Below are 11,807 nucleotides of genomic sequence, written 5' to 3'. Positions count from 1 at the left end.
GCTACACCGACAGAAGGCCGCGGTTCATCGACCACCGCCGCGAAAACCGGGCGCCGAGCGCCTCGCTATGCGTGACCACCAGGAGCATGGTGTGTTGTTGTTCGTGAAGGCGGAGGATCAGGTCGGCGACGAGGTGGGCGGTTTCCACGTCGAGGTTGCCGGTTGGCTCGTCGCACAACACCAGGCGCGGCTGGCGCACCAGGGCGCGCGCAATGGCGGCCCGCTGCTTCTCGCCGCCCGACAGCGCCGAGGGGAGATGGTCGAGCCGATCCGACAATCCCACCTGGTCGAGCAGCGTTCGCGCCCGGCCCGGCGCGTCGGTGTCGGGTTCGCCCACCAGCGTCGGCACCAGAACGTTCTCGAGCACCGTGCATTGCGGCAGCAGGCAATGGTCCTGCAGGACGAACCCGATTTCGCGGTTGCGGAACGCGGCGAGCGCGTCGGCCTTGAGCGCGTACGGGTCCTTGCCGTCGAGGCGAACCGTGCCGCTGGTCGGCGGCTCGAGGCCGCCGAGAATGTAGAGCAGCGTGCTCTTGCCGGAGCCGGACGGCCCCATCACGCAGGCGGCGTCGCCCGGCGACAGCGACATCGACACGTCGCGCAGCACGGTAAGGTCGCCGGCAGGCGACGGATACGACTTGGACAGGTGAGCGGCTTCGAGCATGTGACTCGGGTCAATAACAGGAGACCAGAAGGTTCAAGAACAGATGGCCGCGTCGTACGCGGCCAGGACCTCGTGAGCCATGTGATCCACGGTGTAATGCGCCCGGACTCCTGTCGCACCGTGACGCCCCAGCTCCGAGGCTCGAACCGGATCGTGCCACAGAGCGTACAGCGCTTCCGCGATGTCGGCCCCGGATTCGGAGGCCGCCAGCACGCCGCCGCCGGTGCGGGCGATCAGCTCGGGAAACGCGCCGTGGTTGGGTTGCACCACCGGCACGCCGCAGGCCATGGCCTCGAGCAGGTAGAGGCCCTTCGGCTCGTGATAGCCGCTCGGCACCGACAGCACGTCGATGTCGTGGAAGAATTCCACCTTTCGGGCACGCTCGACGGTGCCGCGATAGACGAACTCATCGGCGAGACCCGCGGCCCGCAGCCCTTCGCCAACCGCCTCGAGATACCGCCGATGTTCGGGCGGCAGGTAGCCGGCGGCCACCAGGCGTGACGGGGGCAGGCCTTTCTCGTGACGAAGGATGCGATAGGCCTCGGCGAGATTGTGCAGGCCCTTCTCTGGCGCAACGCGGGCGAAGTAGCCGATCGTGAACGGATCGCTCCGCGTTCGCGTGGTCACCGTGAGGTCGTCCACGTTCACCCCGAGCCTGGCCACGCGCATCTTGTGCGCGGGGATGCCAAGGTAGTCCTGCATGAACCGGGCGTAATAGTCGCTGACGGCGATGAACAGATCCACGTCGGCGACCTGCGCGCGCACCAGCGCGAGCGCTTCCGCACGATAGGGTTCGGGCAGCGCGTCCAGGAACAGATCCTCGCCTTGGAGCGTGACCACCACCGGGCACCCCAACTGACGCTTGAGCGGCGCGGCCAGGCTGATCAGCAGCGCGTAGGGAATGTTGGCGATGTCGAACGCCGGCTCGTGCCGCAGGAATTCGAGCAGCTTGTCGATCTCCTGCTTCTGGTGGCCCTTCTCGCCCCGCAGCGTTGACACCGTCAGCGCGCCCAGTTCCTTGGGGTCCACCGAGATCGATCCGCTGGTGAACGCCTTGATCACGCCGGGCGCGTCGAGCAGGCGGCCGACGAAGCGCGGGGCTGCCCGGAACAGGGCGGAATGTTGTTCCAGGTAGACGCTGATGCCGCCGAAGAAGACCTGCTCCCGGCGGCTGACATTCACTTCGTCGGTGAGCGTCGGCGTGTAGAAGGGCAGCAGCGTGACATCGTGCCCGTGCCTGATCAGCCGCGCCGCCAGCGCGTTGTCGCGCAGGCAGCTGCCGCAATACATCGACGCGGCGCCGGCGGTCAGCGAGAGGATGCGCATCCGTGTGCCCGCGGATCAGTCATTCGACAATCGCTACGCGAGCCGTTGAATCGCGCGGCGAGCGTAGAGGTGCTCGAACAGGTTCCCCTCGTGCGGCTGGTCCCAGCCGATCTGCGTGGTCGAGAGCGGACCGAAATTCAGGCGATCGACGTGTGGCGAGGCGACGAAGCGGGCGCGGAAGGCGGGATCGTTCGAAATGCAGGTCACCACGAGCGAGGGCCCGAGGCACTCCGGCAGATCCGCCGCCGGCACTTCCACCACGCTGGCGAACGGGAACAGGAACTCGCGATTGGCGAGCGGATGGCCGGCGTTGCAGCGGACCACGGTGGGCAGCAGGTAGGTGCCGCCGTGCGCCGAGACGACGCGCTCAGCGCCGCGGACCGCCGCCGACGCGTCACGGGCGGTGCCGCCCTCACCGGTCATGTCGGCATCGATCATCGACGAAATCCGCCGGGCGGTGTCCGGGTCCGCAAACGGCGCCAGCACCGCCTCGGGGTCGTCTGCCGCGCGCGGAATGACCCGTGACAGCCGCTGGGCGAGTGCGTCGGCAATGCGGTCGCCGTGCTTCGTCACCCACACTCCCGAGGCGTTCACGCAGGAGCGGCCGCCGTTGTTGGACATCGATTCCGCGATCACGTCGAGGTATTGCTCCCACTGGTCGGCGACGTCTGGGCCGATCACGACCTTGCTGTAACCGGGCCCGTGGACCTCGACGCGGCCGTCGGCCTTCCATCGCTTCGTGGAAGCGACATCGCCGAACACCATGCCGCGTCCGGTGGAGCGGAGGATCTCGTTGCCGCCGGCGTGGTCGGTTGGATAGTAGGCAAACGCCCCGGCCGGCGCGCCCGCCTTCACCCATGCGGCGATCATGCGGAGCGGCGTCCACGGCTCGGCGCTTCCGGGCTTGAGCACCAGCGGCATCTTCAACACCGTGGCCGGCGCCCACAGCGAGTGGACCCCGGGGGAGTTGCTGGGCAGCACCACGCCCATCGCCTCGCCGCGCGCGAAGAAGCTGAGCATCTGTCCGTTCACCACGCCGTAGCCCTGATCCAGGACGCTGAGATCGAGGCCGCGCGTGAGCCCGGCCAGCACCTCGGTCACCTTGCTCAGCACGCCGTGCACTTTCAGCATGTTGCGGCGCACGTTGCTGAAGGGCATGCCGGTGGTGGCCGACACCTGTTCGACGTAGTCCTGCGGTGACTGCATGGTGCCGCTCTCGGGATCCAGCGGCAGCGGGTCGTTGAGGAAATGGTCGGCGGCGCGTCCGGCCATGGCGACGAGGTCGGCGACGGGGATCTGCTGCAGCGTCGCGCGCGCCTCGCCCTGGCGCAACAGGTCGCGGCGAATCAATCCGACGTTGGCCTGGCTCATCGACACCAACGGCTCGCGCGTGCGGAAGTGCGGCGTGACCACCTGGTTCACGCTCCGGTATGGAGTGCCCCATCGCAAGATCGGAAGATGCAGCATGTGTCGCTCGTAGGGCACCCCTTTATGGGGTGCCGTTAATAAACCCCCTCGACCACACTCTTCTGGAAGCGGGAGAAGGGCCGGACGTTGCGGACGCCATCCCAGGGATATTGCTCGCACGGCGTCTCACGCTCGCACTCATCGCGCTCGAGGAAGCGCGGCATGAAGAACTCCTTGGTGAGCGTGGTCAGCCGGACGCGGCCGGTCTTGCCGTAGTCCACGACCTTGGTGATGTCGTCCGGATCCACCACCTCGATCATCGCGCGCGGCGCCGGCGGGTAGTAGATGATCGCCCAGTTGTCGTCCCTGGTCGGCGGCTTGTGGGGGCCCAGGCCCATCAGCGTGTTGCCGTAGGTTGGCGCGAAGTGCGCGCCTTCCATCAGTTCCTCCACCGCGAAGCGATGGAACTGCGGTGTCATCTCAGTGCCGCCGCAGAACACGCCGGTGATGCCGGCCTTCTTGAGCGAGATGCGCTCGCACAGCGCCTCGAGCAGCTTCGGCGTGGTGAACAGGCACTTGATGGTGTCGTGGGCCTTGAGCAGCGTTAGCGCCTGGTCGATGACGTGGCGCTTGTAGAGCTCCATCATCTCCATCTCGCCCATCTTGATCAGCTTGATGACCCAGCGCGGATCGAGATCCACCATGAAGCAGATGCCGCCGCGGTGCTGCGCCAGGTGCTCAATCGCGAGGCGCAGGCGCCGCGGGCCGCTCGGGCCGATGTGCAGCCAGTCGGCGCCTTTCGGGAACTTGTCGTCGGGAAGGGTCTTGCTGAACTGCTCGTAGTCGATGCGGAAGTCTTCGATGTTGATGCGCGACTTCGGCACGCCGGTGCTGCCGCCGGTCTCGAACGTGTAGATCGGCTTGTGCTGGTAAGCCTTCGGCACCCAGCGCCGCACCGGTCCGCCGCGCAGCCACTCGTCCTGGAAGGGCCCGAACTTGTCGAGGTCGTCATAGGACGCGACCTCTTTGCGCGGGTCCCAACCGGCCTTGCGCGCCCGGTCGAGCCAGAAGTCGCACCCGGTCTCGGGACTGAAGTGCCATTGCATCAGTTCGCGCACCCACGCGTCGAGCGTGGTACGGGCCTGGGCGAGTGCGGGCGCGGCGACGGGCATATCAGGCGATTGTAGTTCACCGATTGCTCGCCAGCAGCCCTCCCCGGGAGCCCCGGTAAAGTGCTATCGCTTCGCCGAAGAAGTCGTCGAGGCCGCTGGCGTGACGGGGAACGGGTAGCCGCGCTGCAGCGCCGCGTCCAGGGCCTTGTCGTGGCCGTAGATGTCGTCCACGAAGAACACGGTTTGTTCAGAATTGACGTGGACGGTGTCGTAGAAGACCACCACGGCCAGCTTCTCCTTCAGGTTGACCTGCATGGTCTTGTCGCCTTGCATGGCCGCGTCGATGCGTTCGCGGGTCCAGCTCGGATCCTGGCGCAACACCCATTCGGCGAAGCGCGCCGGGTCCTCGAGCCTGATGCAGCCGTGGCTGAAGTCGCGGCGTGTCCGTGAGAACAGCTGCCGCGCCGGAGTGCCGTGCATGTAGACGTTCTCGGAGTTGGGGAAGATGAACTTCGCGAGGCCCAGTGAGTTCGACGGTCCGGGCCGCTGGCGCACGAACAGTCGACCGGAGGCGACCTTGGCGATGTTGTCTTCGCTCGCCGGCAGCGACGCCGCGTCGTCGGCACCGCTGGCCACAATCTCCATGTTCTGGCGATTAAGGTAGGACGGGTCTTTCCTCAGGGCCGGAACGATCTCGCCAGTGATGATGCTGGGCGGCGGGTTCCAGTAGGGCCGGAAGACCACGTACTCCATCTGATCAACGAAGATCGGTGTCTGTGTGTTGAGCGCCTTGCCGACCACGACGTTCATGCGCAGCGACTCTTCGCCGCTCACCGGATCGGTGGCCCACAGGCGGAACAACGCGACGTTGACGAATACATTGGGACGGTCGCTGAGATCCGGCAGCCAGCGTCCGCGTTCCATCGCCAGTTCGAGCTGCCGGGCCCGCCTCGCCAACGGCACGTTCAGCGCCTTGATCGTCGTGGCGCCGATAACGCCGTCGGCACCAAGGCCGTGGCGTTCCTGGAAGCGCTTGACGCTGTCGACCAGCGCGCCCTCATACACCGGTACGGCGGGCGGCGACCCGGCTTGCGGCGGTGGTTCGGCCGCCGCCGCGGGCGTCGCCGCCGCGGCGGATTCGGCCGACACATCCCCGGTGGCGGTCAATCGCGCGATCAGTTGAGGCACCCCCGCCCATGCCTGGCCGGGAGCGATCTTGGTCGAGCCCTTCGCCAGTTCGGGTACCACCGGCGGTTCACCCTTCATCGCCGTAGCCTTATAGAAGGCGAGCTTCTTCTTGGCGCGCTGGTAGTGGGCGAACTGCGGCTCGAGCGAATCAAGCACGGCGCCGAGGTCGTCGGTGGCGGCCGCCCTCCGCAGCGATCCGGCGATGTCGGTGGTCTTGGCCGCGGCCGCGTAGTTCCAGCGCATGGCGGCCGGATCGACGCGACCCGCATGCACGGCTCTGATCATCCGCGCCGCGGCGATGCTCACCGTCAAGTCGAAGGCCGCGCGATCGCGCGCTGAGGCCGATCTGGACTTGATCGCCGGCCATTGGGCCGCCAGCTGGGCGGCGTCGTAGTCCCCCGGATCGAGCCCGTAGTCGCCGGCGCGGGCAATTACAGCCAGCGCGGGTTCCAATTTGGCTACCGGCGTCGCCACGTCGAACCACACCAGCCGGTCGGCCTGGTCGGCATAGACCACCCTGAGGTCGGCGATCACGTCGCGCAGGTTGCCCCATCTGACCGCTTCGAGCTCACCTGCCCCGAGCGTCCGGTCAACGGCGGCGACCACCTCGGCGTCTGGCTCGGCACTGGCCAGCGGAGCTTGCTGAGACCGTTCCAGTTCCGCCCCAAGGGGCGAGTCATCGCCGCAGCCGGCCCACGTGACGATCGAGACAAGAAGGAGCGGGAATAGGAGCGGCATTGGCATGACGCCTCTCCAAATGCAATCTTGACGCCAACCGCTCGTGCCGGGTTCGAGCGCGGCGGGCGAGGGCTGCGCTCGAGCCCCATCCCGCCGCACCGTGCATCAGAAATTCAGCTGTGCGCCGAACTTGATGTAGCGCGCTTGCAGCACGTTGAGCGGGCGCAGCCACGCCGAGCCGAAGGTGGTGATCAGCGAGGCGGGCGGTTCACCCGCATTCGAAGTGGCACCGACCGAGGCGTTCGAGTTGGTCAGGTTGAACACGTCGGCCATGATCTGCAGGCGCCTGGCGCCGCCGATTCGGAACGGCTTGGAGACCCGCAGGTCAATCTGCGTGCGCCGCGGCGTGAACATGGTGCCGGGCTTGATGAGCGGCACCACGCGCGAGGTGTTGGCGCCGCCCGAGAGCGACCGTCCCAGGTTGGCGGCCGCGTCGGCCTGCGTGATGTTCCACTGCGCCAGAATCTGCTGGCCCGGCAGGTTCTGCAGCACGCCGCCAATCTGGATGTCCTGCCAGGGCAGCGTGTACGACCCGTTCACCTTCGCCTGCGTGAGCACGCCTGACGTGTAGTCGCAATACGAGAACGTGGCGCCGGTCAGGCCGAACTGCTCGGCCGGGTTGTCGACAAACGCATCGCACTGATTGAAGCGCGTGCGGCCGACCGCGATGCCGCCGTTCAGGAACACCCCGCCTCCCAGCCTGGCGTTGAACGCCATGTCGACGCCGTCGAACACCTCTTCCTGCTTCACGTCCAGCTTGTCGACGCGCGTCACCAGGTTGTTGGTGGCGACGCCGAACTTGGTGGGCACGATGTCGTAGAGGCCGCAGATCTGCTGGCCGCCGCCGTCGGGCAAGCGCGAGTCGCGTGGGGCCGTCACGCAGTACGGCTGGAAGTCGGTCGGACCGACATCCAGGTTGTCGGTGACCGTGAAGTTACCCTGGGCCCGACGATAGTAGGACACGTCCACCGACAGGCGCGACATCAGCTCCTGGGTGACGCCCGCCGAGAATTCCCAGTTGTTGCGGCGCTTGCCGAACCCCTCGATCGCGTCGGGGTCGTAGCGCGTCGCGACGTTCACCGAGCCGAACGCGTTATTGGCCAGCGGTCCCAGTTCCGAGACTTGCGGGACGCCGTCGCGGTTGGCGTCGGTCCAGCTCCGCGTGGTGTTGTTGACCGAGGTGTTGAAGGGATTGAGTGAGCGAGCCACCGCCACCGTGTTCGGCACCACATAGCGGCTGATCGTGGCCTTGACCGCGGTCTTGCCGTTGCCAAACAGGTCGTAGGCCAGTCCCAGACGCGGCGCGAGGTCCTTGTAGTTCGGCACGTTGGTGAGCTCGTCGAAGCTCCGCGGGCCAATCCACGTGCCGCCGGCGGCGGTCTGTTTCTCGACCTTGTTATTCAGGTAGTCCCAGCGTACGCCCAGGTTGGCGGTCAGCCGCTTGATGGTCCACGTGTCCTGCGCGTAAATGCCGAGGTCGGCCACCAGCCGTTCGCGCGCAGTGTAGGGCGTCGTGCGGACCGTCACCTGGAACGGCACACCGTTGCGCACCGTCAGCGCGGTGTCGTGGCTGGTGTAGACATCGGTCACCGCCGGGCCTTCCTGCAGCGTGAAGCCGACCCGGAAGGCATGTGAGCCTGTCACGTATGACAGCGCCGAACGATACGAGCGCAGCGACGTGTAGTTGCGCGAGAACGTCGCCGAATAGGCGCGGAAGTTGATGCCCGTGGTCTGCTCGGTCACCGGGTAGCCCTTCGACGTTGTCGAATCTTCCACCGGTTCGCGCGTCCATATTTCGGTCATGTTGCCGGCGGCCGCCTCGAACAGCAGCCGCGAAGAGATCGTCGACCGGAAGGTCAGCGTCTCGAAGTGATTGATGGGCAGGTTTTGCAGCTGCGAGGCATCCGGTTGAATGTTGCTCACCAGGGTCCAATGCTCGGTCTTGCGCGGCGCGTAGTTGTAGTAGGCCGACAACTTGTTCTTCGGGCTGATCTGCCAGGTCAGGCGCAGGTCGAGGCTGCCGTTCTTCTGGGTCTCGGTGCCCGGCCGGCTGCGATCCGGATCGAATACGAAGTCGTTCGGGTTGCCCTCGTAAAAGGTGTTGGTGCGGATCTGCTCGTAGCCCCAGAAACGGTGCGCCGACCAGAACCATAATTTGTCTTTCTTCAGCGGGCCGCCGAAGGCAAAGCTCGTGTCGTAGATCCGCTCGATGCTGTCGGCCGTCGTCACGCCCTGTTCGCGCAAGGCGTCGTCCACGTTGCTGCCCTGAAGGCCGGCATTGGCGAAGTTGACGAAGGCCGACCCGCTGAACAGGTTGCCACCTTCGCGAGGAATGATGTTGACGCGCACGCCGCCACCGGCCACTTCGGCCGAGATGGCGCCAAACTCGTAACTGAGCTCCTGGGTCGAGGCGTCGTTGGTGGAGAGGCCGGTGCAGGCGTAGTTGCACGCCATGTTCGCGATCATCAGGCCGTCCAACTGGACGATGCGGTCGTTGAACGAACCGCCGTGCGCCTTGAGCTGATTCTGGTGCTCACCCGCCGACCCGCCGACGTCGTTCTGGTTGCTGAACACGCCAACCGTCATCACGCCAAGCGTGGACCAGTTCTTGGAGGTCGGCATCGACTCGATGACGTCCTGGCCCACGACCTGGCGTTTGACCACGTTATGGGTGTCAACCAGGGGACTCTCCCCGGTCACGGTGATGGTTTCTTCGAGGGCCCCCACCTTCAGATCCACATTCACATTCGCCGTGAATGCCGCCGGCAACTCGATCTCGGTGCGGCGGACCGTCGAAAAACCCGGCAGGGTGAACGTCACCGAGTAGGTTCCAGGCCGGAGGTCGATGATGTTGTAGCGGCCCTGCGAGTCGGTGATCGCGGAGCGGACGCGCTCGATCAACGCCGGGCTGGCCGCCTCCACCGTGACACCCGGCAGCACGCCGCCGCCGGAATCCCGGACGACACCGGCGATGCCGCTGGATTGGGCAGCGACGGGGGTGGCCACGAACAAGGCGGCGGTCGCCACCAAGAGTACGAGCTTTCGCATGGATCCTCCTGAAACGGACTGTGGAAGCTGGTTGGTGCCCGAGAGAATGAATCCCGCGAATTGCCGGTATGTGTAAACGAGCCAGACGATAGCGCCGGGTGGAAGGGCACGTCAAGGTGAGATTGCGCACTATACTCGCCGCACTCATGCGGGGCCGACATGTGTGGGGACTGACCTGCGCCGCTGCCGTACTGGCGTTCGCCGGCGCGTCCGGCGGAGCCCGGGAGGCGCCCGCGCAGACGGCGTCGCGCGCCATAACCTATGGCGGCGAGGTGGCCCCCATCCTCGCGGCACGCTGCGGGTCGTGCCACGCGCCAGGCGGGGATGCCCCCTTCAGCCTTGCCACGTTCGACGACGTCCGGCGTCACGCGTCGATGATTGTGGCGGTCATCAAGAGCCGCTTCATGCCGCCGTGGAAACCGGAGCCGGGCTTCGGCGAGTTCGAGGGCACGCGCCGGATGAGCGACACCGAGATCGCCACGATCACGCAATGGGTCGCTGCCGGTACGCCCGCAGGACCACCGCCGGCCGAAGCCGCCGGCCCCACGCCTGCTTTGCGGCTCGCCGATTCATCCGGCGCCTGGGGAACCACTGCGCCCGACCTGGTCCTGCAGTTGCCGGCCTACACTCTGCGCGCTGATGGCCTCGACGTGTTCCGGATCTTCTCGGTGCCCGTGCCGATCGCCGGCGCACGCTACGTGCGGGGGTTGCAGTTTCGGTCCGGCAGTCGTGCCGTCCACCATGCCAACATCCGGGTCGATGCCACCGGCGCGTCCCGTCGCCTGGATGACGCCGACCCGTTGCCGGGCTACGAGGGCATCATCGCGCGCTCGGCCGACTTTCCCGATGGACACTTCCTGGGGTGGACCCCCGGTCAAGCGGCGCCGGTGCTGTCGGACGCGCTGTCGTGGCGCCTCGAGGGTGGGTCTGACCTGGTCGTGCAGTTGCACCTGCGGCCGTCGGGAAAAGCGGAGGAGGTGGCGCCGGTCATTGGCTTGTACTTTGGCAATGGCCCGCCGTCGCGTCAGCCGACGGTGATTCGACTGGGCCGCCAGGATCTCGATGTGCCTGCCGGCGCGTCGCGGCATGTGGTCACCGATTCGTTCGTCCTGCCCGTGGACGCGGAAGTGCGAGCGGTGCAGCCACACGCGCACTACCGCGCGCGCTCGATGGACGGGTGGGCCACCCTGCCTGATGGCTCGCGACGCGCGCTAATCCGTATCACCGAGTGGGACATGAACTGGCAGGATCGATACCTGTATGCCGCGCCGTTCTGGCTGCCGGCCGGCACGCGGCTGTCGCTCGAATACGTGTTCGACAACTCCGAGGCCAATCCGCGAAATCCGGACCGGCCGCCGACCCGGGCCGCCTGGGGATGGCGATCGAGCGACGAGATGGCGGACCTGTGGGTCCAGGTGATGACGCGGACCGACGCTGACCGCGCCCGCCTGCGACAGGCGGCCGACCTCAAGATGCAGACCGAGGACGCCGTCGGCAGCGAGGTCCTCCTCCGGCGCGAACCGAACCATGTGAACCTGAGGAACGACGCCGCCGGGTTGTACCTCGCGCTCGGCCAACCGGCGAAGGCACTGATCCACTTCAGCGCGGTCACGAAGCTGCAGCCCGGGTCCGCAGCCGCCTGGTTCAATGAAGGCGTCGCGCTCGAGGCGGCCGGCCGCCCCGGCGAAGCCAGGGCCCGCTACGCGCAGGCGCTGACGATTGATGCGTCGTATTCGGCCGCCCACAACAATCTCGCGACGCTTCTGCTCAAGGACGGACGCGTGGCCGATGCTCGCGCCGGGTTCGAGCGCGCTGTGAACACCGATCCCGGGAACGCAGATGCCCGCGCCAACCTGGCCGTGGTCCTCGCGGGGGATGGCGCGACGGATGCCGCGCTGACGCAGGTCGCGCTGGCGCTCGAGCAGAAGCCGGATCTACTGACCCGGCTGACGCCGGTGGTGTGGTTACTCGCCGCCCACCCGGAGCCCATGGCCCGGCGGCCCGCCGCGGCGCGGCGGCTGGCCGAACGCATCGTCGCGGCCACGGGCCGGCGCGACCCCGCGGCGCTTGACGCGCTGGCCGGGTGCCAGGCGGCGATGGGGTTGTTCGAGGACGCCGTGCGGCTGGCGAGCGAGGCCGAATCGGCCACGTCCGCCAACCAGCCTGCGTTGCGTCAGGCCATCCGCGAGCGGATGGCCCTCTATCGAGCCGGGAAGGTGTTCACGCTGACGCCGCCATGAACAATCTCGGGGGTCGCTCGCGGCGCTCGCTCCTGGGACTTGGCGCTCACCTGCTTCCTTGGACCCATGCGTGTTACGCTCCGG

General features: G+C 67.0%; 7 protein-coding genes. 1 reads left to right on the top strand and 6 read right to left on the bottom strand.

The features are described 5' to 3' along the window. Position 1: 1 nt before the first annotated feature. The 6 genes from WC815_13245 to WC815_13220 all read right to left on the bottom strand — a co-directional run bounded on the left by WC815_13245 (position 2) and on the right by WC815_13220 (position 9,483). Positions 2-664 carry an ABC transporter ATP-binding protein gene (locus WC815_13245; protein MFA5909737.1) on the bottom strand — a complete coding sequence of 221 codons (663 nt, stop codon included), beginning with the start codon at positions 662-664 and terminating at the stop codon, positions 2-4. A 33-nt stretch (positions 665-697) separates the two neighbouring features. Beyond that, complete coding sequence (locus tag WC815_13240; GenBank protein MFA5909736.1) at positions 698-1,990, bottom strand: glycosyltransferase family 4 protein; 1,293 nt, start codon at positions 1,988-1,990, stop codon at positions 698-700. Between the two features lie 33 nt (positions 1,991-2,023). After that, on the bottom strand, positions 2,024-3,457 hold the full coding sequence (locus WC815_13235) for an aldehyde dehydrogenase family protein (protein ID MFA5909735.1): 1,434 nt from the start codon (positions 3,455-3,457) through the stop codon (positions 2,024-2,026). A gap of 35 nt (positions 3,458-3,492) precedes the next feature. Continuing rightward, positions 3,493-4,569, bottom strand: a complete 1,077-nt coding sequence (locus tag WC815_13230) for a hypothetical protein (GenBank protein MFA5909734.1) — start codon at positions 4,567-4,569, stop codon at positions 3,493-3,495. A gap of 63 nt (positions 4,570-4,632) precedes the next feature. Further along, a complete protein-coding gene (locus tag WC815_13225) occupies positions 4,633-6,435 on the bottom strand; it encodes a L,D-transpeptidase family protein (protein ID MFA5909733.1) in 1,803 nt (600 codons plus the stop codon). 105 nt (positions 6,436-6,540) lie between these two features. Next, entirely contained in the window at positions 6,541-9,483 is a 2,943-nt protein-coding gene (locus tag WC815_13220) for a TonB-dependent receptor (protein ID MFA5909732.1), read from the bottom strand. Positions 9,484-9,629: 146 nt separating this feature from the next. Between WC815_13220 and WC815_13215 the strand changes: the two genes are divergently transcribed. Next, positions 9,630-11,723: a tetratricopeptide repeat protein gene (locus WC815_13215; protein ID MFA5909731.1), complete on the top strand. Its 2,094-nt coding sequence runs from the start codon at positions 9,630-9,632 to the stop codon at positions 11,721-11,723. The last annotated feature ends 84 nt before the right edge of the window (positions 11,724-11,807 follow it).

The organism is Vicinamibacterales bacterium (assembly GCA_041659285.1).
GTDB lineage: Bacteria > Acidobacteriota > Vicinamibacteria > Vicinamibacterales > UBA2999 > 12-FULL-67-14b.
The sequence above is the reverse complement of the archived record's forward strand: the minus strand, read 5'-3'. Positions and strand labels throughout refer to the sequence as shown.

Excerpts from the sequence above, each read along its gene's own strand:
- WC815_13235 (MFA5909735.1), bottom strand. The coding sequence starts at position 3,457 with ATGCTGCATCTTCCGATCTTGCGATGGGGCACTCCATACCGGAGCGTG.
- WC815_13240 (MFA5909736.1), bottom strand. The coding sequence starts at position 1,990 with ATGCGCATCCTCTCGCTGACCGCCGGCGCCGCGTCGATGTATTGCGGC.
- WC815_13245 (MFA5909737.1), bottom strand. The coding sequence starts at position 664 with ATGCTCGAAGCCGCTCACCTGTCCAAGTCGTATCCGTCGCCTGCCGGC.
- WC815_13230 (MFA5909734.1), bottom strand. The coding sequence starts at position 4,569 with ATGCCCGTCGCCGCGCCCGCACTCGCCCAGGCCCGTACCACGCTCGAC.
- WC815_13215 (MFA5909731.1), top strand. The coding sequence starts at position 9,630 with ATGCGGGGCCGACATGTGTGGGGACTGACCTGCGCCGCTGCCGTACTG.
- WC815_13220 (MFA5909732.1), bottom strand. The coding sequence starts at position 9,483 with ATGCGAAAGCTCGTACTCTTGGTGGCGACCGCCGCCTTGTTCGTGGCC.
- WC815_13225 (MFA5909733.1), bottom strand. The coding sequence starts at position 6,435 with ATGCCGCTCCTATTCCCGCTCCTTCTTGTCTCGATCGTCACGTGGGCC.